This window comes from Azospirillum sp. VT-I1 (assembly GCF_055698305.1).
On sequence record NZ_CP168800.1, the window covers coordinates 1644535 to 1666445 of the forward strand.

22 protein-coding genes and 1 pseudogene are annotated in these 21911 nt (G+C 69.3%); 8 read left to right on the plus strand and 15 right to left on the minus strand.

Annotated elements, in window-relative coordinates; translation table 11 throughout:
* Positions 1–11: 11 nt before the first annotated feature.
* The 5 genes from lhpI to AB8P05_RS07940 form a co-directional block, all read right to left on the minus strand.
* Complete coding sequence (gene lhpI / locus AB8P05_RS07920) at positions 12–971, minus strand: bifunctional Delta(1)-pyrroline-2-carboxylate/Delta(1)-piperideine-2-carboxylate reductase (protein WP_472757553.1); 960 nt, start codon at positions 969–971, stop codon at positions 12–14.
* A gap of 100 nt (positions 972–1071) precedes the next feature.
* Positions 1072–1467 carry a lipopolysaccharide assembly protein LapA domain-containing protein gene (locus tag AB8P05_RS07925; protein ID WP_455172710.1) on the minus strand — a complete coding sequence of 132 codons (396 nt, stop codon included), beginning with the start codon at positions 1465–1467 and terminating at the stop codon, positions 1072–1074.
* Positions 1468–1516: 49 nt separating this feature from the next.
* On the minus strand, positions 1517–1798 hold the full coding sequence (gene ihfB, locus AB8P05_RS07930) for an integration host factor subunit beta (RefSeq protein WP_085090428.1): 282 nt from the start codon (positions 1796–1798) through the stop codon (positions 1517–1519).
* Positions 1799–2104: 306 nt separating this feature from the next.
* The gene (locus tag AB8P05_RS07935; RefSeq protein ID WP_472757554.1) at positions 2105–3379 is read right to left on the minus strand and encodes a pentapeptide repeat-containing protein; all 1275 of its coding nucleotides are present in this window, start codon (positions 3377–3379) and stop codon (positions 2105–2107) included.
* A 6-nt stretch (positions 3380–3385) separates the two neighbouring features.
* A complete protein-coding gene (locus AB8P05_RS07940) occupies positions 3386–4351 on the minus strand; it encodes a hypothetical protein (RefSeq protein ID WP_472757555.1) in 966 nt (321 codons plus the stop codon).
* Positions 4352–4623: 272 nt separating this feature from the next.
* On the opposite strand from AB8P05_RS07940, the gene AB8P05_RS07945 reads away from it, so the two are divergent.
* On the plus strand, positions 4624–5766 hold the full coding sequence (locus AB8P05_RS07945; RefSeq protein WP_472757556.1) for a Do family serine endopeptidase: 1143 nt from the start codon (positions 4624–4626) through the stop codon (positions 5764–5766).
* Between the two features lie 59 nt (positions 5767–5825).
* Positions 5826–6596, plus strand: a complete 771-nt coding sequence (locus tag AB8P05_RS07950; protein WP_472757557.1) for a hypothetical protein — start codon at positions 5826–5828, stop codon at positions 6594–6596.
* A 39-nt stretch (positions 6597–6635) separates the two neighbouring features.
* Here the strand turns inward: AB8P05_RS07950 and AB8P05_RS07955 are convergent, their stop codons facing one another.
* Positions 6636–6890 (minus strand): hypothetical protein, encoded by a 255-nt coding sequence (locus tag AB8P05_RS07955; RefSeq protein WP_472757558.1) that lies wholly within the window; start codon positions 6888–6890, stop codon positions 6636–6638.
* Positions 6891–7465: 575 nt separating this feature from the next.
* Here AB8P05_RS07955 and AB8P05_RS07960 point away from each other — a divergent pair.
* Complete coding sequence (locus AB8P05_RS07960) at positions 7466–7636, plus strand: hypothetical protein (RefSeq protein ID WP_472757559.1); 171 nt, start codon at positions 7466–7468, stop codon at positions 7634–7636.
* A gap of 138 nt (positions 7637–7774) precedes the next feature.
* Complete coding sequence (locus AB8P05_RS07965; RefSeq protein WP_455172717.1) at positions 7775–7981, plus strand: hypothetical protein; 207 nt, start codon at positions 7775–7777, stop codon at positions 7979–7981.
* 12 nt (positions 7982–7993) lie between these two features.
* Here the strand turns inward: AB8P05_RS07965 and mtnA are convergent, their stop codons facing one another.
* A complete protein-coding gene (gene mtnA / locus AB8P05_RS07970) occupies positions 7994–9085 on the minus strand; it encodes an S-methyl-5-thioribose-1-phosphate isomerase (RefSeq protein WP_472757560.1) in 1092 nt (363 codons plus the stop codon).
* 172 nt (positions 9086–9257) lie between these two features.
* On the opposite strand from mtnA, the gene AB8P05_RS07975 reads away from it, so the two are divergent.
* Positions 9258–10904 (plus strand): sensor histidine kinase, encoded by a 1647-nt coding sequence (locus AB8P05_RS07975; RefSeq protein WP_472757561.1) that lies wholly within the window; start codon positions 9258–9260, stop codon positions 10902–10904.
* Between the two features lie 100 nt (positions 10905–11004).
* Here AB8P05_RS07975 and AB8P05_RS07980 read toward each other — a convergent pair whose 3' ends face one another.
* From AB8P05_RS07980 to AB8P05_RS07990, 3 genes are all read right to left on the minus strand, one after another.
* Entirely contained in the window at positions 11005–11472 is a 468-nt protein-coding gene (locus AB8P05_RS07980; protein ID WP_045581209.1) for a Dps family protein, read from the minus strand.
* A 183-nt stretch (positions 11473–11655) separates the two neighbouring features.
* On the minus strand, positions 11656–13368 hold the full coding sequence (locus AB8P05_RS07985) for a methyl-accepting chemotaxis protein (RefSeq protein WP_472757562.1): 1713 nt from the start codon (positions 13366–13368) through the stop codon (positions 11656–11658).
* 53 nt (positions 13369–13421) lie between these two features.
* On the minus strand, positions 13422–13904 hold the full coding sequence (locus tag AB8P05_RS07990) for a cache domain-containing protein (protein ID WP_472757563.1): 483 nt from the start codon (positions 13902–13904) through the stop codon (positions 13422–13424).
* Positions 13905–14669: 765 nt separating this feature from the next.
* On the opposite strand from AB8P05_RS07990, the gene AB8P05_RS07995 reads away from it, so the two are divergent.
* Positions 14670–16709 carry an elongation factor G gene (locus tag AB8P05_RS07995; RefSeq protein ID WP_472757564.1) on the plus strand — a complete coding sequence of 680 codons (2040 nt, stop codon included), beginning with the start codon at positions 14670–14672 and terminating at the stop codon, positions 16707–16709.
* A gap of 114 nt (positions 16710–16823) precedes the next feature.
* Here AB8P05_RS07995 and AB8P05_RS08000 read toward each other — a convergent pair whose 3' ends face one another.
* The 3 genes and pseudogenes from AB8P05_RS08000 to AB8P05_RS08010 form a co-directional block, all read right to left on the minus strand.
* On the minus strand, positions 16824–16952 hold the full coding sequence (locus tag AB8P05_RS08000) for a hypothetical protein (RefSeq protein WP_472759357.1): 129 nt from the start codon (positions 16950–16952) through the stop codon (positions 16824–16826).
* Positions 16953–16991: 39 nt separating this feature from the next.
* Positions 16992–17111: pseudogene (locus AB8P05_RS08005) on the minus strand (zinc ribbon domain-containing protein); the annotation flags it as partial.
* A 166-nt stretch (positions 17112–17277) separates the two neighbouring features.
* Positions 17278–18483, minus strand: a complete 1206-nt coding sequence (locus AB8P05_RS08010) for an aspartate transaminase (protein ID WP_455172723.1) — start codon at positions 18481–18483, stop codon at positions 17278–17280.
* A gap of 395 nt (positions 18484–18878) precedes the next feature.
* Here AB8P05_RS08010 and AB8P05_RS08015 point away from each other — a divergent pair, with 395 nt between their 5' ends.
* The gene (locus AB8P05_RS08015) at positions 18879–19316 is read left to right on the plus strand and encodes a c-type cytochrome (RefSeq protein WP_472757565.1); all 438 of its coding nucleotides are present in this window, start codon (positions 18879–18881) and stop codon (positions 19314–19316) included.
* A 79-nt stretch (positions 19317–19395) separates the two neighbouring features.
* Here AB8P05_RS08015 and AB8P05_RS08020 read toward each other — a convergent pair whose 3' ends face one another.
* A complete protein-coding gene (locus AB8P05_RS08020) occupies positions 19396–20499 on the minus strand; it encodes a cytochrome-c peroxidase (protein ID WP_472757566.1) in 1104 nt (367 codons plus the stop codon).
* Positions 20500–20732: 233 nt separating this feature from the next.
* Positions 20733–21476: a cytochrome b/b6 domain-containing protein gene (locus AB8P05_RS08025; RefSeq protein WP_472759321.1), complete on the minus strand. Its 744-nt coding sequence runs from the start codon at positions 21474–21476 to the stop codon at positions 20733–20735.
* Positions 21477–21672: 196 nt separating this feature from the next.
* Here AB8P05_RS08025 and AB8P05_RS08030 point away from each other — a divergent pair, with 196 nt between their 5' ends.
* The gene (locus AB8P05_RS08030) at positions 21673–21909 is read left to right on the plus strand and encodes a DUF4170 domain-containing protein (protein ID WP_014248961.1); all 237 of its coding nucleotides are present in this window, start codon (positions 21673–21675) and stop codon (positions 21907–21909) included.
* Positions 21910–21911 lie beyond the last annotated feature (2 nt).

Genomic DNA, 21911 nt, shown 5'->3' on the forward strand with positions numbered 1-21911 from the left:
CAGGCGGTCTGCTAGCGGATCGAATCGTTGTGCAGAACCATTTCCACCGCCATCTGGGCGGCGCAGAGATCGGCCAGCGCCGTGCCCACGGACTTGAACAGGGTGATCTGGTCGTAGAAGCGGCGCCCCGCCCGTTCGCCGCGGCCGAGGTCGGACAGGTCGCCGGCGATGTCGTCCGGGTTCAGCAGGCCGGCCGCCACCGGCTGGGCGATGTCGCCGGCCTCCGCCAGCGTGCGGTCGCGGTCGTCGACGAAGACGCGGGAGCGGCGGATGCAGCCATCGTCGGCCTCGCGCATCTCCGGCGTCACCCCGCCCAGCAGTTCCAGATGCTGGCCCGGCCGCAGCCAGTCGCCATGGATCAGCGGGTCGTGCGCCGCGGTGGCGCAGGCGATGATGTCGGCGCCGCGCACCGCGCCCTCCAGGTCGTCGGTCGCCTCGATCCGGAATTTCGGCCGGTGGAAACGCGCGGCGAGGCGCTTGGCCTTCTGCAGGTCGCGACCCCAGACCAGCACATGGCGGATCGTCCGCACCGCAGTGTGGGCCTCCACCAGTTCCAGCGCCAATGGGCCGGTGCCGACCACCAGCAGGCGTTCCGCATCCGGCCGCGCCAGATAGGAGGCGGCCAGCGCCGCGGCCGCGGCACCGCTGCGCCGGCCGAGCGCCGCGGAGGACTCGAGCAGCGCCTGCGGCACCCCGGTCTTGCCGTCGGCCAGCAGATAGACGCCCTGGGTCGGCGGCAGGTCGCCGCCGGCATTGTCGGGAAAGACGGTGTCGATCCGCAAGCCGATCGACTGGTTCACCTGCCAGGCCGGCGCCAGCAGCAGCGCGGCGTCGCTGGCGCCGTAGGTCTCCACCCGGTGGCGATGGGCCGGCGGAGCCTCCACCCCGGCGCGGAAGCTCTGCCGCAGCCGCTCGATCAGCATGCGGTGGTGCAGGACGGAACGAAGCTCGGCGGCGCTGACCGTACGCATGGGACCTCCTCCCGCCGACCGGCACCCTCTCGCGCTCCTGGTCCGCTTTGGGGGAACTGCGGAATGGGAGAGGGAAAAGCGACCTCCGGCTACGCCGGCCTCAATGCACCGTCGGCGCGGTGTTCTCGGCGGCCGGGACCGGCAGCCCGCCGCTGGAGCCCGGCAGCGGGCCCGAGACCGGGCGGGTGCTCTCGGCCAGCCGCTTTTCGGCGGCGGCGGCGCGGGCCTGCGCCTCCTTCAGCTCGCGCTCCAGATACAGCACGCGGTTGCCCTCGCGACGGGCGCGGCGGCGGTGGCGGCGCTGGCTGTTCCAGACGATGAAGCCGCCGGCCAGGAAGCCCAGCAGCAGCGCCACCAGCGCGGCCAGATACACCGGTGTGTCGAGCGTGAAGGGCAGCGGCCACAGCGACAGGGTCACGATGCCGCGGTTGGAGATCGCGAACAGGATCGCGACGAGGGCCACCGGCAGGGTGACGATCCAGGAAATATGGCGCAAAGCGAAGGTTCCTCAGAAATGCGGCGGGGAGAGATGGCCGGACCGGCGCTCACTCCGTGTTCAGGCGCTCCCGAAGCTGCTTGCCGGTCTTGAAGAAAGGAATGCATTTCTCGCCGACGTCAACCGATTCTCCGGTCCGGGGGTTGCGACCCGTGCGCGCGTCCCGCTTCTTGATGGAGAAGGCGCCGAAGCCGCGCAGCTCCACCCGGTCGCCGCGCGCCAGCGCTTCGGTGATCTCGTCGAAGATGGTGCCGACGATCTTCTCGATGTCGCGCTGGTACAGGTGCGGATTGCGCTCCGCCAGCCGTTGGATCAGTTCCGACTTGGTCATGACCGTTGACGTTCCCCCATTCGGTGCGGGCGCCTTGTTTCCGGTGCTTGTTCCGGTGCGCCGCGCTTGAGCATCAGCGTGCCACCGCCCCGCCGAGGCGTCAAGCCCCACCCGTGGCGCTAAGCCGTTACGGCACAACCCTTTTTCAGGTCTCCCCCTGTCCGGGCAGGGCAGGAATCGTCTCTTGCGGACAGTCCCGTCCGCGGCGGCGGCGGCAATCTCCGGCACGGATCGTGACGGAAATTTGAAAGCAATCAACGGCTTCGCGAAAGAAATCCCGCCGGCTGGAACGGTTGGCCGAAGGGATCAGGCCCCGCCCAGCCGCGTCCCCTCCAGGATGGCGCCCTCCAGCACCGCCGACGAGCGGTCGCAGCCGGTCAGGTCGGCCAGCGTCAGGTCGCTTCCCTTCAGGTTGGTCTCGGCCAGCGAGGCACCGGCCAGCCGCGCCCGCACCAGCGAGGCCCGCATCACCTTGGCGCCTGCGCTGACCAGCAGCATGCCCAGGTTGGCACCGTCCAGCCGGCTGTCGATCAGGATGGCGCGGTCCAGCTTCACCCCGCGCAGGTCGGCGGAGCGCAGGTCGGCGGAGCGCAGGTCGGCGCCGTCGAACTGGGCCGCCTGCAGCTGGGCGCCGTTCAGACGGGCATGGCGCAGCCGGGCGCCGGTGCCCTTGGCCAGCGTCAGGATCTTGCCCGTCAGGTCGGCCCCCTCCAGGTTCAGCCCCGTCAGGTCGAGCTGGCAACCCTGCTTGCCGCTGGTCCCCAGCCAGATCATGTGCTGGCGCAGCATGCCGTCCAACTGCTCGGCCGGCATGGCCGGGAGTTCGGCGGCCGTGGCGGTCTCCGGTTCCGGTTCGGCCGCCGGTGCCTGGGGCGGCACCTGCCGGGCGGCCTTGGCCTGCTCGTCGGTGCGGATCGCCTGTTCCAGCCCGGCTTCGTCCAGGCTGGCCCCGTCCAGGATCGCGCCGCGCAGGTCGGAGCCGTTGAGGTCCGCCCCGCGCAGGTCTGCGCCGGAGAAGTTGGCGTCGCGCAGGTCGGTGCGGTCCAGCCGGGCGCCGGCCAGCCGGGTGTTGGTGAAGTCGGCCGCCCGCGCGAAGCTGCCCGACAGCTTGGCCCGCGCCATGTCGGCGTTGGTCAGCCGGGCGGACGCCATGTCGGCCGGGCCGGGATCGAAGCCCACCACCTTCAGCTCGCCGGCGCTGTTGCGGTTGACCATGCTGCCGTCGCGCAGGTCGACCTCGACCATGGTGGCGCCGTCCAGCCGGGCGCCGCGCACGTTGGCGCCGCGCATGTCGGTGCGGAACAGCCGCGCGTCGGACAGGTCGGCCCCGCGCAGGTCGGCGCCGTAGAGGTCGGCATGGTCCAGCACCGCGCCGCGCAGGTCGGCGTCGCGCAGGATGGCGCCGGCCAGATGGGCGCCGGTCAGGTTGCGGCCGGCCAGCGACAGGCCCGACAGGTCGAAGAAGGGAAGGTTGGCGCGGGCGCCGTTCGGGCGCCCCTCGGCGAATCGGACATGGCGCTCGCACACGCGGTCGAGCTGGTCCTGGGTCAGGCGGATGCGGGATTTGCCGTCTTGCGCCATGGCCGGTCACGCGAACAGGGCGTCGATGTCGGCCTGGGAGATCCCACCGCCTCCGCCACCCGGATCGGCAGGCGGCGGGGGCGGCGGCGGGGCCGGCTTCGCGACGGGTGGAGGGGGTGGGGGTGGAGGAGGCGGCGGGGGAGGGGGCGGCGGAGAAGGCTCCACGCCGGCCGGCAGCGGCTCCGCCCGTTCCGCCACCTCGGGCACGCTGGCGAACAGCGCGTCGATGGCGTCCTGGCTGACCTCCGGCCCGCCCAGCTGCGGGCCGTTCAGCAGATGCGCGTCGGGACGGGTGTCGCCCATCTTGCGGTGGGAGGCGACCTCGCCCGGGGCCAGCTGATGCTCGGCCACCGCCAGCCGCTCCACGCCCCAGATCTCGATCATCGTGTTCACGCGCTCTTCGATGTAGCGCAGGGTGTTGACGACCTTGGTGGTGCGCTGGCCGGTGATGTCCTGGAAGGAACAGGCGGTCATGATCTCGATGCACCACGCCTCGATCGCGTCGATCCGCTCGGCCAGATCCTCGTCGTCGCGCGGCATCGACATGGTGATTTCCTGAATCTTCTCCGTCGCGTTCAGGATGTCGGTGGTGGCGCGTTCGGTGGCGGCGACGATCTCGTCCAGCTCGCCGGTCGCCGCCTCGATCCGGTTGGACCCGGTGTCGGTGGCCTTCAGCGCGGCGATGTCGCTGCGTGCCTCGCGCACCACCTGGGTGATGGCGGTCAGCTCCTGCTGGATGCGCGGGTCCTCGCCCGGCACCAGGGCGGCGAAGGCGCTGGGAGAGGCGCCGCTCAGCCGGTCCACCTGGGTTTCCAGCTTGTCGACCAGCCGGTGGAACTCGTCGGAAGCGACGACGCGGCTGCGCCGGTCGCGCATGCGCAGGAAGGCGCGGCCCCGCGCCGTCTGCGACAGGGCCTCCTCCATCTGCAGATACTCTTGCTCGGTCAGTTCGAGCAGTGACCCGCCGCTCATCGCGCTCAACCCGTTTTCCAACGACCGCGCCTCCCCGCCTTGCCGGGGAATGCGCCAGCCTTATCCTATACCACCGAATTTCTTTACCGGGAGTTTCCGCCGCCGCCGCGCTATGATTCTTCCCGATGAAAGGCAGCGACGCCGGACACCGGAAAACCAAGGCGGAAAACGCAAGGCGGCGGACAGCCTTGAACCCCGATTCATTTTGTCCCAAATCAGCCCGGTCGAAGCCGATCTCCGAAAGAAATTCCCCTCCAAGAAAGGAAGAAGCCATGAAAGCGGTGGTGCGTCCGGTGGTGTTTGCGGCTGCGGTCGGGATGGCTGCGCTGGCCGGCGGCGCGCTGGTCGCACCGGCCGATTCGACGCTGGGCCGGGCCGGGGCCGCGGTCGGGCTGGGCGCATCGCCGGCCGCCGCGGCGCTGCCGCTGGGCGCCGTCGGCGGCGGCACCATCGCCCCGATGCTGGAGCAGGTGACCCCGGCGGTGGTGAACATCTCGGTGCTGAGCCAGGCGCCGCAGGCGGAGAACCCGCTGCTGCGCGATCCCTTCTTCCGCCGCTTCTTCAACCTGCCGGACCAGATGCCGCAGGGCCGCCCGCAGGTCAGCGCCGGGTCCGGCGTCATCGTCGACGCCGCCAACGGCTATGTCGTCACCAACAGCCATGTGGTGGAGAACGCGCAGGAGATCGCCGTCACCCTGAAGGACCGCCGCCGCCTGCGCGCCAAGCTGATCGGCCGCGACGCCGCCACCGACATCGCCCTTCTCCAGATCAAGGCGGAGAGCCTGACCGCCCTGCCGCTCGGCGACTCGGACCGCGCCAAGGTCGGCGACTTCGTCGTCGCCATCGGCAATCCCTTCGGGCTGGGCCAGACCGTGACCTCCGGCATCGTCTCGGCGCTGGGCCGCAGCGGGCTGAAGATCGAGGGGTACGAGGACTTCATCCAGACCGACGCCTCGATCAACCCCGGCAACTCCGGCGGCGCGCTGGTCAATTTCCAGGGCGAGCTGATCGGCATCAACACCGCCATCATCGGCCCGGCCGGCGGGTCGGTCGGCATCGGCTTCGCCGTTCCGGTCACCATCGTCCGCTCGGTGATGGAGCAGCTGCGCGAATATGGCGAGGTGCGGCGCGGCCGGCTGGGGGTCGCCATCCAGGACCTGACGCCCGATCTGGCGGAAAGCCTGAACCTGAAGGGCGACGAGGGCGCGCTGATCGCCAAGATCGAACGCGGATCGCCCGCCGACAGCGGCGGTCTGCGCAGCGGCGACGTGGTTGTGGCGGTGGACGGCCGGCCCATCCGCAGCGCCACCGATTTCCGCAACCGCATTGGTCTTCTGCGCGTCGGCACGCCGGTGCAGTTGACGGTGGTGCGCGGCGGCGGGCAAAAGTCGGTGACCGTCCGCACCCAGCGCTAAGGTCCTTGCCAGGACCCGGTGCAGGGTCGCGGACAGCAGAGGAGCCACCCCGTACCGGCATGATGCGTTCCAACCCACCCCGCCGTCCGGCCGCCCCGCCGGCCCCCTCGCCCGGCCGCAGCGCGGCCCAGCGCCAGCGCGAGATCGCGACGCTGCTGATGCGGCTCGACGCCATGCTGAAGCAGTCGGCGGAGCTGGCCCAGACGGCGCGCGAGCGGGTGTCGGTCGGCGGGCTGGCCCGCTACCGCCGTTTCAGCCGGCGCGTGCGCGACTTCTTCGCGCTGGCGGCGCTGACCCAGGAGCGGCTGGACGCGGCGCCGGAGGAGATGGAGGATCTGATCGATCCCATGACCACCGCGCTGGAGCGTCTGCACGCCCGCATGGTGGTCCAGTTCGTGGAGGGCAGCGCCGCCTTCTTCTCCAGCTTCGCCCGGGTGAAGGCCCTGCCCATCGGCACCCACGAGATGTGCGGGGTGGAACTGCGCGGCGTCCTGGAAATCCGCAAGTTCCTGGACGACCCGCTCTATGAGGGGGAGCGCGGACAGGCCCTGCGCGCCGAGACCGACCGGATCGCCGCCCTGATCCGCCGCGTGATGGACCGCATCCCGCCGCTGCCCGACTTTGGCGACGAGCCCAGCATCGGCCCGCGCGGCACGCTGAACAGTCCGCTGAAGGGCCCCAACGCCCATATGCCTCCCGGCCGCAGCGTCGCCCGGCCGGCAGCGCCCCGGCCCGCCGGCATGCCGCCCGCCGCCCCTCCGGCCCCGAATCCCAGCACCGAGGTCCGCTCGCTGAGCCTCGACCAGTTCGAGGACGACGAGGACGAGTGAGCGGCCGAGGAAAAGCCTCGCCCGCTCACCGCAGCTGCATCAGCGACGGTGCTTCTTGCCTTCGTCCGCCGTCAGGGCGCCGACCGCGGCGCCGGCCGCACCGCCCAGCAATCCACCATAGACGGCGCTGCCGCCGGTGACCGCACCGATGGCCGCACCGCCGGCTGCACCGATCGCGCCGCCGGTCAGCGCACGGTTCTCGCGGTGGTTCAGGTTCGAACAGCCGCCGAGCAGGGTCGCGCCGATCAGCAACGCAGTGGCCCCGGTGGTCAGTGTCCGCATGGTCGTGTTCATCGCTCTCTTCCTTCGAACATAGGCACGGCCGCCGGGCGCCTCTCTCGGGCTGCCGCTGCGGCCATGCTTATGTTTGGTGAGCCGCGGCGTGCGCTGCTGTGACCATTTCGGGGTAACGACATCACCCGCTCGGACGGCTCCACCCCCTTCGCGCAATGATGGCTGCAAAGACAATGGTGAGCGGACGACAAGACATCTCCAAGCCGGCCATGACAATTTTCCCTTTTATAAATATGGTTACCAAATGGTGTGGTAAGACCATTTGAATTGTGTACGGTCGTTAACAAACAACTACAACTTTCCGAATGAAATCCTGCCGTGAATTGGTTAGGACATTGCTTTGCCCGTGAAGCACCCTGCTCATGGGGAGATAGAGATCGGCTCCTTGCGCGGGCATATCGGACCCTCGCGGAGAAAGGCCGGCACCGGGAAGAGCAGAGATGACGTTCAGCGAAAGACGGTATGACGACGGCCCGTCCCACGACCGTGATCGGGACCGGGATCTGAATCGGGCCCCCGCCCGCTCCGTGCCATCGGGGCAGCCCTCCACCCCGCCGATGGGCCGGATCATCGAGATGGCGTTCAGCGGTCTGTGGACCATCAAGCGTCAGGGTGTGCTGGCGGAGGTCGGCGGCCGGCTCTATTGGCCCGACCGCCAGTCGCTGGAACGGGCTGCGGCCCAGGCCGGCATCCCGCTGTCGGACGTCGTGGTCCATACCGGACGCCTTTCCGTCGGTTCCCGATAGGAGGACGGCGGCCTCCCCTTCCGGGGGATGGAACCGCGACGAAGGGACAGTTGCACAGGCAGGGGGCTTCTTCCAATATCCGGGGTGCGGACCAACATCTGGTATGGACTGTCCACAATCTCCGTTTCATTGGGGCCCATGGAAGACATCGACCGCCAAAGAACGCTGGATTACTTCGAAAGGCTGGGGAAAGAGCGCGTGCGCCTTTACACAGCCATCGACTGCGAGCGTTTTCTCGGCGACTGGCAGGTCCGCGAGTTGGCGGACCAGTGGCTCGATGCCAAGAATGCGGAAGACATGGTGCAGCCGCTGTGGCGGCGGCTGCTCTCCGACCGCCGCCGCTGACGCTCTCCCGTCCTACGCCCGTTCCGGAAACAGCCCGCGCAGCCCGTCGCGCGAGGCGGGGCAGACGCCGCGTTCGGTGATGAGGCCGGTCACCAGCCGCGCCGGCGTCACGTCGAAGGCGTAATTGGCGACCGGACTGCCGTCGGGGGTGACGCGCACCGTCTCGATCCGGCCGTCGGCGGTGCGGCCGGTCAGCTCGCTCACCTCGCGGCCGTCACGCTCCTCGATGGGGATCCCGCGCACGCCGTCCTCGATGGTCCAGTCGATGGTCGGCGAGGGCAGCCCGACATAGAAGGGCACGCCGTTGTCGTGGGCGGCCAGCGCCTTCAGGTAGGTGCCGATCTTGTTGCAGACGTCGCCGGTCGCCGTGGTGCGGTCGGTGCCGACGATGCACAGGTCGACCTTGCCGTGCTGCATCAGATGGCCGCCGACATTGTCGGCGATGACGGTGTGGGGAACGCCGTGGTGCTTCAGTTCCCAGGCGGTCAGGCTGGCGCCCTGGTTGCGCGGCCGAGTCTCGTCCACCCAGACATGCAGCGGGATGCCCTGTTCGAAGGCAGCATAGACCGGCGCCAGCGCCGTGCCCCAATCGACGGTGGCGAGCCAGCCGGCGTTGCAGTGGGTCAGCACATTCACCGGCTCGCCTGCCGGCTTGCGCTCCGCCGCGGCGCGGATCAATGCCGCGCCATGCAGGCCGATGGCGCGGTTGATCTCCACATCCTCGTCGGCGATGGCCGCCGCTTCCGCTTCCGCCGCCTCGACGCGCTGCGACTCGGGAAGAGGAGCCAGCAGGCCGCGCATGCGCTCCAGCGCCCAGCGCAGGTTGACCGCCGTCGGCCGGGTCGCCAGCAGGGTCGCGCAGGCACGCTCCAGCCCTCGGTCGCTCGCATCGCCGCGCAGGGCCAGCGCCACGCCATAGGCGGCGGCGGCGCCGATCAGCGGGGCGCCGCGCACCAGCATGGCGCGGATGGCGTGGGCAGCCTCCTCCAGGCCGGTCAGGCGGACGACCGCGAAGTCGTGCGGCAGCCGGGTCTGGTCGATGATGGCGACGGTTCCTTCGCCTTCCGGCCAGATGGTGCGATAGGCCGTCCCGTCGATCCGCATAAAACCATCCTCCGGATAGCCGTCATTGCACCCGACAAAGCAGGATGCCTTTGTCGGCACCTCACAATAGGTGGTGGCCGCCCTCGCTTCAACACGGGTAGCGTTCGGCGGAACCGTCACCCGCCGGGCGGTGTTACCGTTTCCGGCTAAGCATGAATGGCCGCATCCCCACATGGTTTCCGACACGATGCCGTTGCGCGCGCTGCGTTCCCAATCCTCCCCGCTCTACCGGCTGCCCGGTTCGGCGCTGGTCCTGATCGCCTGCACGGCGGCCGTCCTGCTGACCGTCGGGCTGTCGGCCGTCTTCGCCTGGCGCGACCGCAACGAGGCGGTGCAGCAGGCGACCGGCGTCGCCGGCAACATCGGGCTTCTGGCGGCGGAACATGCCGCCCGGCTGATCGAGGCGGGCGACCTGCTGCTGACCCAGACGGCGACGCTGGCCGGGGCCGCCGGCACCCCGCTGCCCGACGATCAGGCGACGCGCGACCGCATGGCCCTGCTGGCGGCCAGCGCCCCCCACATGGTGGGACTGGAGATCCGCGACGCGACCGGTGCCCTGCGGCTGTCGAGCCTGCCGGACGCGCCTCCCGCCGAACCGCCGGCGCTGCGGCCCGACGGCCGGGCCATCGGTGACGGACGGATGGGCGGCCGGGCGGTGGTCACGCTGGCGCAGCCGCTTCCCGGCACCGCGCCGCGCGGCTGGGCGGTCGCCGGGCTGGACGCACGGGCCTTCCGCGACGTCTACCGCTCGCTGGATGTCGGCTATGGCCACAGCATCTCCATCCTGAAGCCGGACGGCACGCCGCTTCTGCGCGAGCCGGAGGGCGGCGGCACCATGGGCGGGCGCAGGGGCGACGACGACACGGCCGGCCATGCCGACGACATCACCGTGACCCGCCCGATCGGCGACACCGGCCTGTCGGCCGTGGTGACCATCGCCACCGGCAGCGTCCTGCAACGCTGGACGGAGCGGCTGTGGATCTACGCCGCCTTCGCCGCGGCCGCCTGCGCTACGGTCGCGGTGATCGGCGCGCTCGCCATCCAGCGCGCCCGGCGTGAGCGCGAGGCGGAGGACGCCCTGCAGCACGCCTACGACACGCTGGAGGAGCATGTGCACCAGCGCACCGCCCAGCTTGAGCGCGCCAACGCCCAGCTGGAAGCCGCGGTGACCGACAAGGAGGTGCTGCTGAAGGAGGTCCAGCACCGGGTGAAGAACAACCTTCAGGTCATCTGCAGCCTGCTGCGCCTGCAGGCGGCGCGCATCGACGAGCACGCCCGCCGCGGCTTCGACGAGAGCCTGCGCCGCATCCAGACCATGAGCCTGCTGCACGAGCTGCTCCACCGCTCCGAAGAGCCGGCCCACATCAATTTCGCCGACGCCCTGCGCCAGATGTGCGACGGGCTGGTCCGGTCCGACAACCCGACCGCCGCCCGGCTGGAGCTGGAGGCGCAGGACTGGATCGTCGACGCCGACCGCGCCACGCCGCTGGCCATCGCCACCAGCGAACTGGTTTCCAACGCCCTGCTGCACGCCTTCCCGCACGGCCATCCCGGCACCGTCCGCGTGATGCTGGAGCGCGAAGAGAACGGAATGCGGCTGACCGTGCGCGACAACGGCGTCGGCCTGCCCGCCGGCATGCCCAGCCAGCACAAGCGACCCAGCCGGGGCGGCGCCAGCAGCGGGCTGGGCCTGAACCTGGTGCAGGCCCTGTCGCATCAGGCCGGCGCCACGCTGAAGATCGAGCGCGACGCCGGCACCATCTTCACCCTGACCATCCCCAACCTGCCGGTCCGCCAGCAGGCCAGGAACGCGGCTTAAGGCCGGGAAACCAACGGCGCCCAAACGGAAAGGGCCTCCCCGTCCGATCAACGGGGAGGCCCTTTCCGTTCAAGTACGCGTCGGACAGCCGCTCCAGCGACTATTCCAGCATGCTGCGCAGCATCCAGGCGGTCTTGTCGTGGATCTGCAGGCGCTGGGTCAGCAGGTCGGCGGTCGGCTCGTCGCTACCCTGCTCGGCCAGCGGGAAGACGCTGCGGATGGTGCGGGCGGCCGCCTCGTGGCCTTCGACCAGCTGGCGGATCATGTCGTTCGCCTTCGGAACGCCGACCTCTTCCTTGATCGAGGCCAGTTCCGCGAACTGCGAGAAGCTGCCCGGGGCCGGATAACCCAGCGCGCGGATGCGTTCCGCGATCTCGTCCAGCGCGGTCCACAGCTCCGTGTACTGGGTCATGAACATGGTGTGGAGCGTGTTGAACATCGGCCCGGTGACGTTCCAGTGGAACGAATGGGTCTTGATGTAGAGGGCGAAGGTGTCGGCCAGGACCTTGTTCAGCCCTTCGGCGATGGATTTGCGGTCTGCGTCCGAGATCCCGATGTCGATCTTCATGTTTCGATCCTTCTTGCTGGGTCCTGCATCATACCCCGGCATTGGCACGGCCGTCACCGGCCCCCAAACCGCCGTCCGGGACATCAGCTTGGGCGCGGGCGAATGGTTTCAAGGCTGATGCGACCAAACTTCGCGGATGGCTGGGCTGCCGGCAGAAGGGGGAACGGCCGGACGCGGCGCGCCTCACCCCGCCCGCAGCCGGCCGATGAAGTGCTTCACCTCCCGGCTCAGCGTCACCGCCTGCCCGTCGAGCAGCTCCGCCGCGCGCAGGACCTCGCCGGCGGCGGTGCCGGTCTCCCCGGCGCTGGCGGAGACGGTGGCGATGGTGCGGGACACCTCGGACGTGCCGGCGGCCGCCTCCTGGACGTTGCGGGTGATTTCCCCGGTGGCGGCGGCCTGCTGTTCCATGGCGCCGGCGATGGAGCCGACGATCTCGTCGATGCCGACCACCGTCTCGCCCACTCCCCGAATGGCGGTTACGGCGGCGCCGGTCACCTGCTGCATGGCGGCGATCTGGGTGCCGATGTCCTCGGTGGCCTTGGCGGTCTGGTTGGCGAGGTTCTTCACCTCGCTGGCCACCACGGCGAAGCCCTTGCCGGCCTCCCCCGCCCGCGCCGCCTCGATGGTCGCGTTCAGCGCCAGCAGGTTGGTCTGCGCGGCGATGGAGTTGATCAGGCCGACGATCTCGCCGATGCGGTGGGCGGCGTCGGACAGGCCGACGACATGGCCGTTGGTCTCCTCCACCGCCCGCACCGCACCGCGCACCATGTCGAAGGAGCGGCGGACCTGGGCGCCGATCTCGGCGATGGAGGCCGACATCTCCTCCGTCGCGGCGGCGGCGGTCTGGACGCTGGAGCCGGCCTGGGCGCTGGCGGCGGCGACGGTGGCGGCCTGCCGGGTGGCGCTGTCGGCGCGCTCCAGCATGCCGGCGGCGTTGCTGCGCACCTGATGGGCGCCGGCCCCCACCTGCTGCACCACCTCGGCCACGCGGGCCTCGAACAGGTCGGCCAGTTCGCGGATGGCGCGGTGCTTCTCGGCTTCCGCCTCCGCCTTCTGGCGCTGCTGGTCGGCGGTCAGCCGCTCCACCTCGCGGGCATTGGTCTGGAACACCTCCAGCGCGCGGGCCATGGCGCCGATCTCGTTGCGCATCCAGCCGCCCTCGACCACGCCGTCCAGCCGGCCGGCGGCGAGTTCCGTGGTGGTGCGCGAGAGTTGCTGCAACGGCCGGGTGATGGAGCGGGCGAGCAGCAGCCCGGCCGCCATCATCGCCAGCAGCAGCCCGCCCATCACCAGCGCGAAGTGGCGCCGCGCCGCGGCGGTGGCGTCGCGGGTGGCCTGGGTGGCGGCGGCGGTGGAGCGGCCGATGGCGGCCTGCGTCTCCATCACCTTGGCGGTAAGGGCGGCGAACTGGGTGTCGGTGTGGGCCATCATCGGGATGCCGATCAGGCGGTCGATGGCCGCCATCTGGTTCATCTCGTCCACCGCCTTGGCATAGGCGCCGAGCCGGGCCGACACCTCGTCCAGCATCGCGCGCTCCGCCTCGGCCAGCGGCAGGGCGCGCAGTTCGGCGATCGCGGTGCGGGCCTTGCCCAGGTTGGCGGCGATGGCGTCGCGCATGGCCTGGAGCTTCGCCTCCTCGATGCCGGACCCGGACAGGGCCAGATGGCGCGACACGTCGCTGTGGATGACGTAGGCGATGGCGACCAGCCGGTCGATGCGGCCCAGCCGTTCCGCCGCCTCGCTGTGGATGCCGTCCACGGCGCCGAGCGCCTGTTCCGACTCGCGGTCGGCCAGCACCAGGGCCGCAACAGTCAGGACGATCCCCATCAGGGGCGCCGCGAACACCCTGCCCGCCACCGACAGGCCCGACAGACGCGCAAAGACACCGCCGCTCATCCTCACTCCCCCATCAGCGTCGCCGGAACGGTCACCGCGTCACGCGGCGGCCGTCATTTGTAGATGCCGACATAGGCGACCAGGTCCTGGCCGGGCACGCGCTTCACGTAGGTGATCTTCGGCTCGATCCTGTTGCTGGCGGGGTTCAGCCAGCGGTACTCGACCCAGCCCTCGCCCTTCTCCTTGGCGACGGCCAGCACGTCCTGGACGATGAAGCGGCCGTCCGGGTCCTTGACGTTGATGACGCTCTGGCCGACGCCGGCCGGACGCGGCGGATAGACCTTCCACACCCCGGTGAAATCGATGACGTTGACGTAGATCTCGCCGTATTTGAACGGACCGTCGGCGTTGAAGACCTTCGCGGCTTCGTCCAGTCCCTGGGCGGCGATCAGGTCGGCCGCCTTCAGGGTGATGGACTTCGCGTCCTCCTGCGAAGGCTTGGCCGCCTGCGCGGCGGCGGGGGTGGACAGCGGGGCGGAAACGGCGGTCCCGGCGGCGATCAGGCCGGCCACCAGCAAACGAAACCACAGGCGCATATGCATCTTCCCCAAGGACTGGGGGCCGGCCGGCGGACGCCGGGAGGCCCGTCGATTGTTGTCCGGCCGCCTCCGCTCCCGCGTGCGGCCATTTTTCGGATCAAGCTACTAACAGAAGGTTTCATGCATTTGTCCGCCCTATTTCTCGACGGTCATATTGCATTGCAGCATAGCAATATCGCGCCGAAGCTGTCCCATTACGCAGCCATGGGAGGTATATCGTTTCATTTTAACGCCTTAGCGTAACGGACCGGCGGGCACCCGCGAAGCCGTCCCGGCCGCCGGGCGGCGATGCGGCCGATCGACGCATTGGATGTTTCCTCCCCGCAGCGCACGTTCCGCGGAATCGGCGCCGGCAACCGGCCCCGCGTGACGGTTTGCCGCCCCTTTTTTCCATCGACAGCCGCGCCGTTCGGGTGGAGCATCGAAAGTCCGATGCGGGCGCTCCGCCGGCCCCGGACCCGATGCGCCATCGCCGCACCCGTCCGCCGCCGCCCGTCGCCCGCCCCGGACATGCCTGTCTAAGCAGGATTTCCGAACTCCGCCCACAGATGGGCGGGCTCGGAAATCCTGCAAAACCATAGAGTCCGCAGGTTTTGCCCAGGCCGGGCCATCTGTGGCCCGATCTGGGCAAAACCTGCTTAGAGCCACACGCGAACGGGCCGCCACGGCGGCCGGCACCAGCGCCCCATCCCCGGCGCGGCCCGGCAGCCCGGCCCCTCCTAAAACGGCCGGAATGGCCCGAAGCTTCCACGGGAGGTGTGAATGCCGCATACGCAAATCCGGACGGCGCGCTGCGCGGCGCTGGTCGGCCCCTATCTCGCCGGCAAGACGACGCTGCTGGAAAGCATGCTGTTCGCCGCCGGGGCCGTCACCCGCAAGGGCAGCGTGCGCGACGGCAACGCCGTGGGCGACAATTCGCCGGAGGCGAAGGCCCGGTCGATGAGCACCGAGCTGAACGTCGCCTCCTTCGATTATCTGGGCGAACGCTGGTCGGTCCTGGACTGCCCCGGCTCGGTGGAGCTGGCGGGCGAGGCGCAGGCGGCGCTGATGGCCGCCGACATCGCCGTCGTGGTGGCGGAGGCGGCGCCGGAAAAGGCGGTGCTGCTGGCCCCTCTGTTCAAGGTGCTGGACGACCACCGCATCCCGCATCTGCTGTTCATCAACAAGATCGACACGCTGGGCGACCTGCGGGTGCGCGACGTCGTCGCCGCCTATCAGGAGGTCTCGGCCCGCAAGCTGGTCCTGCGCGAGGTGCCGCTGCGCGAGAACGGCCAGATCACCGGGCTGGTCGATCTGGTCAGCGAACGCGCCTGGCGCTTCAACCCGCACAAGCCGTCCGATCTGGTGGCCTTGCCCGACAGCGTTCGCGATTGGGAGGCGGAGGCGCGGCAGGCGATGCTGGAATCGGCCGCCGACTTCGACGACGCCCTGCTGGAAAAGCTGCTGGAGGACATGGCTCCCGACAGCGCGGAGCTGTACGAAACGCTGGCGCACGAGCTGGCGGACGACCTGATCGTCCCGGTCTTCTTCGGATCGGCGGAGAACGACAACGGCATCCGCCGCCTGTTGAAGGCCCTGCGCCACGATGGGCCGGAGGTCGGCGTCGCCGCCGCCCGCACCGACCTCCCGTCCGACGCGGCGGTGGCGGCCCAGGTGGTGCGGACCATGGTGGGCTCCCATGCCGGCAAGCTCAGCCTCGCCCGCATCTGGCGCGGCACCGTCACCGACGGCATGACGCTGGGCGGCGAACGGGTGTCCGGCATCTTCCAGCTGTTCGGCCGCGACCAGACCAAGGTGCCGCAGGCGGTGGCGGGCGACCTGGTGGCGCTCGGCCGGCTGGAAAAGGCGGCGACCGGCGACCGGCTGACCGAGAAGGCCAACCTCGGCCCGCCCGCCGACTGGCCGGCCGCCGCCCCGCCGGTGCATGGGCTGGCGTTGCGCGCCGAGAACCGCAACGACGAGGTCAAGCTGTCCGCCGCCCTGCAGAAGCTGCGGGAGGAGGACCCGTCCCTGACGCTCGACCAGTCGCCTGAAACCGGGGAGCTGGTTCTGTGGGGCCAGGGCGACGTGCATCTGAAGCTGGCGATGGACCGGCTGCGCAGCCGCTTCAACGTCGCGGTGAAGGGCCAGCCGCCGCAGGTTCCCTACAAGGAGACCATCCGCAAGAGCACCAGCCACCACGCCCGCTTCAAGCGCCAGACCGGCGGCCACGGCCAGTTCGCCGACATCCATGTGGAGATCCGGCCGCTGCCGCGCGGATCGGGCATCCAGTTCGAGGATGCGGTGGTCGGCGGCGCTGTGCCGCGCCAGTACATCCCGGCGGTGGAGGCCGGCGTGCGCGAGGCGTCGGTGCGCGGGCCGCTGGGCTTCCCGGTGGTGGATTTCGCGGTGAGGCTGACCGGCGGCCAGTTCCATGCCGTCGACAGTTCCGACATGGCCTTCAAGACGGTGGCGCGACAGGCGATGGTCGAAGCCCTGCCGGCCTGCGAGCCGGTGCTGCTGGAGCCGATCCTGACCGTCACCATCGCGGTGCCCAGCGCCTTCACGCCGAAGGTGCAGCGTCTGGTCAGCGGCCGGCGCGGCCAGCTGCTGGGCTTCGACGCGCGGCCGGGCTGGCCCGGCTGGGACGAGGTCAAGGCGTGCATGCCGCAGGCCGACATGCAGGACCTGATCGTGGAGCTGCGGTCGCTGACCTTCGGCGTCGGCAGCTACAGCGCGGAGTTCGAACGGCTGCAGGAGGTGGTCGGCAAGGCCGCCGACCGCGCGGTGGAGATCCGCAAGGACATGCTGGCGGCGCTGTGAAAGGCCGTCCCCGTCACCGCCGGAACATCGCGCGGGGACGGGGACGGAACCGCCCATCGGATGGTGGCCACACCGCCGTGCGCCGGAAGGTCGGATCCCAGCCCTTCGGAACCCTCAACCCTTCAGGATCAAGGCGATCATGATGCCGGCAAAGCTGAGGATGGCGACCGAACCGACGATGATGCTGGCGAGCATCTGCGCCGAGATGTAGGTGCCCGCCACCGTGCCGGCGATCCGCGCCATTCCGTCACGCCCACGCCCAGCTGCATTTGCACTGGGGTGCCCGCAGGATGGGCAAGTCGGCGCTTCCGCGGAAATCTTGTGCCCGCACGCAGCGCAGGGGACCAGAGCCATTCCGTTCCTTCCCATTCTTCGACGCAGCAGGATTGCCCTTTCCCACATAAAGCGAAGAACGGAGCATTGCAGCTTCTCTTTAGGCTAAGGACGCCGCAACCGCACCCGGCGGCATAACGGTGAAGGCGGCCCTGTTTCCGCCCGCCAAAACGAAAAGGGCCGGCACCCTTGCGGCGCCGGCCCTTCCCTTGCTCGATCGACGCTGCGGCCGATATCAGTCGCGCAGGTTGCCGCAGGCGCGCTGGATGCGCTTGCACGCCTCTTCCAGCGCTTCCGTCGAGGTCGCGTAGGAGATGCGGAAGTGCGGGGCGAGGCCGAAGGCCGACCCCTGGACGACGGCGACGCCTTCCGACTCCAGCAGGTAGGTGACGAAATCCTCGTCGGTCTCGATCACCTTGCCGTCCGGGGTCTTCTTGCCAATGGTGCCGGCGCAGGACGGATAGACGTAGAAGGCGCCTTCCGGCTTCGGGCAGCTGATGCCGGTGGCCTGGTTCAGCATCGACACCACCAGGTCACGGCGCTCGCGGAACACCTCGCCGCGCTCCTTGATGAAGTCCTGCGGGCCGTTCAGCGCCTCGACGGCGGCGGCCTGGGCGATGGAGGTCGGGTTGGAGGTCGACTGGCTCTGGATGACGCCGATGGCCTTGATGAGGTCCTTCGGGCCGCCGGCATAGCCGATGCGCCAGCCGGTCATCGCGTAGGACTTCGACACGCCGTTGACGGTCAGGGTGCGGTCGTACAGCGACGGCTCGACCTGGGCCGGGGTGACGAACTCCAGGCCGTCATACAGCAGGTGTTCGTACATGTCGTCGGTCATCACCCAGACATGCGGGTGCTTGACCAGCACGTCGGTCAGCGCCTTCATCTCGGCGCGGGTGTAGGCCGCACCCGACGGGTTCGACGGCGAGTTCAGGATCAGCCACTTGGTCTTCGGCGTGATCGCCTTCTCCAGGTCGGCGGGCTGCAGCTTGAAGCCCTGCTCGGCCGGGCAGGAAACGAAGACCGGCGTGCCTTCCGCCAGCTCCACCATGTCGGGATAGCTGACCCAGTAGGGGGCCGGGATGATGACCTCGTCACCCTGGTTCAGCGTCGCCATCAGGGCATTGTACAGCACCTGCTTGCCGCCGACGCCGACCGTGATCTGCTCCGGCGTGTATTTCAGGCCGTTCTCGCGCTCGAACTTGGCGCAGATCGCCTTCTTCAGGGCCGGCGTGCCGTCCACCGCGGTGTATTTGGTGTCACCGGACTCGATCGCCTTGATGGCGGCGGCCTTGATGTTGTCGGGGGTGTCGAAGTCCGGCTCGCCGGCGCCCAGGCCGATGACGTCGCGACCGGCCGCTTTCAGCTCGCGGGCTTTGTTGGTCACGGCGATGGTCGGCGACGGCTTGATGCGCGAGAGACGGGACGCGATAATCGACATGGCGGCGGGCCCCCTCAGGGCTATGGTGACGGTGTGGCGGAGACGTCGTTGAGACGCCTGCCCCTCCGGGTGGAAGGCGCGAGGCGGGACCTTACTTCCGCTCCACCCCGGTTGCAAGGCCGGTCGGCCCGCGCGAACCGCCCGCTTCCTAGGTTTTTCCGCCCTGTGGCCGCGCCGTACCGGCGGGTGGCCGCGCGCCGGTCCGCGGGTATTCCCGGCGCCCTTTGGATGGAAGCCTCGGCAGCGCCAAATCCCGCGATCATCGGGCGCAGCATTATTTCTTACAGCACAAATGAACGCCATGACGGCGCAAATCCGTCATGCCCGCTTCACTTGACAGCCTGGGATTTGCGGTGTGTAAGGTCTCGGCCGGGGGACTTAATTCTAAGGAAGGGATGAGAATCGTGTTTTCCCGTATCGTGCTTGCGGCGTCCGCCGCGCTGATGCTGACCGGCGGCGCCGCCTTCGCTCAGGACGTGATCCAGACCCGCAAGGCCGGGTTCGAGGACTACAAGAAGGCGATGGGCGAGATCAAGGACGCGGTGGGCAAGGGCGATCTGGCCGCCGTCGGTCCGGTGGCCGACCGCGTCGACGCCTTCGCCGCCAAGATCCCTGGCCTGTTCCCGCCCGGCTCCGACAAGGGCAAGACGGCGGCCAAGGAAGTGATCTGGGCGAACTTCCCGGACTTCACCGCCAAGGCGCAGGACCTGCAGGCTTCCGCCAAGGCGCTGAAGGTCGCCGCCGCCTCCGGCGACAAGGCCGCCACGGGCAAGGCGTTCGGCGCCATGGCCGACAGCTGCAAGGCCTGCCACCAGCGCTACCGCTCCGAATAAACGGCGGACCGGAAGAAAAGGCCCTTCCCCACCGGCGTGGGGAAGGGCCTTTTTTCTTACCAGGACCTCATACGCATCCTTACTTGAACACGGGTTGCGGCGTGGCCGGCGTGCTGGCCGGCAGCAGCGGGTATTCGACGCGCGGCTGCTGGCCGGTCAGCGTCGTCAGGAAGGCGGTGATCTTGTCGATCTCCTGATCCGACAGGGTGGCGCCGAGCTGGCTCGACCCCATCACCGCCACCGCCTGGCGCAGGTCCCACACCTTGCCGGAATGGAAATAAGGGGCGGTCAGCGTGACGTTGCGCAGGGTGGGGGCGCGGAACACATACTCGTCGTCGGCGGTCTTGGTGACGGCGAAGCGGCCCTTGTCGCCCGGCGGCAGGATCTCCGCCCCCGGCTTGGTCACGACGCCGAAGGGGAAGTAATCGTGGCCGCCGACATTGACGCCGTTGTGGCAGCCGGCGCAGCCCTTGTCGATGAACAGCTCCAGCCCGGCCTTCTGCGTGTCGGTCAGCGCGTCGGCCTTGCCCTCCAGATACTGGTCGAAGGGGGCGGCGGGGGTGGTCAGCGTCGCTTCGAACGCCTCGATCGCCATGGCGACATTGTCGAAGGTGACCGGGTCCTTCTCGTTCGGGAAGGCGTCGGCGAACTTGGCCTTGTAGGCGGGGATGCTGTTCAGCACGGCCAGCACGCGGTCGGGCGTGCTGTTCATCTCCACGCCGGCCTGGATCGGCCCCTTCGCCTGGGCCTTCAGGTCCTCCGCCCGGCCGTCCCAGAACTGGGCGACGTTCAGCACGGCGTTCAGCACGGTAGGGGCGTTGCGCGGCCCCTTCTGCCAGCCATGGCCGACCGAGGTCTCAAGCCCGTCGACGCCGCCGAGGCCCAGATTGTGGCAGCTGTTGCACGAGAAGATGCCGCTGGCCGACAGGCGCGGATCGAAGAACAGCGCCTTGCCCAGTTCGATCTTCTCGCGCGTGACCGCGTTGTTGCGAATGGCCGGCAGGGTGGCGGGCAGCGGCTTGAACAGTTCGCGCGCACGGCCCATCAGGGCGTCGCCCGCTGCGGGCGGATCGGCGGCGGGCGCCGTGCCGGCGGTCGCGGCAAGAATGCCCAGGGCGGCGGCGGTACCGATCAGCAGGCCCTTCAGCGCTGCGGTCGGGCGATGTCCGGATTGTGCATGCATGGCTGGCTGTCCCCCGGCACGGCCGACATCCTCCACAACCCCTGGCTTCAATCAGGCAAAGGTCGATCGATCCCGGAAGTCGGGCCGGCATCATTGGTTCGTTGAGGTTTGGCTTGGTTGGGCTTGGCTCGGATCAATCTGGAGTCATTCTAGACAAGCAGAGGACCGGCCATAGACGACGCATTGTCGCACACAACCAATGGCATATGTCCGCACCGGGGGAGAAAGCGGAATCAGCCGGCGGCCCGCAGCACCAGGAAGACCAGCCCGGCCGACGCGGCCAGGATCGCCAGCGCCAGCGCCGCAGGCGCCCGCCGCGGCTCCGCCGTCGCGACGCGGCCGGGCAGGCTCTTGCGGCCGGTCACCATCGGCCGGATCAGATTGTCCTTCTTGACCAGCAGATAGAAGAACACGGCCGCCACATGCAGGCCGATCAGCACGAAGATGCCATTGGCCAGCAGGCGGTGCACCGAACTCAGCGTCGCCACCGTGGCGCCGGAGGCCATCGATACCAGCGGCCCGTCGACCAGGATGTCGTCGCTGGTGAACAGGCCGCTCGACGCCTGGACCAGCAGGACCAGCAGCAGCGCCACCACCATCAGCGCGCCCAGCGGGTTGTGGCCCAGGGTGAAGGCGGCTTCCCCGCCCGCCCGCGACCGCTTCAGATAGTCCAGGATGGCGCGCGGCCCCTTCACGAATTGGGCGAAACGCGCGGTCTGGCTGCCCACCACGCCCCAGGCCAGCCGGAACAGCACGAGAATCAGGACTGTTTCCCCGGCCAACATATGAACGGAAAGCATACCAAGCTCTGCCGACAGAATCGCGACAGCCACCGCAGCGACCAGCACCCAATGAAACAGCCGGGTCGGCAGGTCCCAGACCCGAACCTCGCGCCCATGTTTCTCCCGAGTCGCGGTATGACCACTTGCCATCGCTCGATCCTCGCAGTGTTCGGCCGTATTTCCGGCGCTCGTCATCTGCGGCAAAGGGACGGATTCTTTATCCTGATCCTGAAAACGCCGCGGTTCCGTGGTGGCATCGGTCGGATGGGCTGTCAACAGGCTTGAAGCGCCGCCCGGCCGACGGATATGAGAATGCGACGCATCAGCCGGCCTGCCGGCGCAAAGACAGCCGTAACTCCCCTTCACTTCCGGTTACAAGGACTCAAAGGCCATGCCCGACAAACAGCTCCTCCACCTCGTGTTCGGCGGCGAACTCGTGCGTCCGGACTCGGACCAGTTCGTCGATCCGTCGAAGCTGCACATCGTCGGCATCTTCCCGAGCTACGAGGACGCCTACAAGGCATGGCGCGGCGCCACCGGCCAGACCATCGACGACGCCCACACCCGCTACTACATCGTCCACCTGCACCGCTTCCTCGATCCGGCGGCGGACGACCACAAGCACTGAGG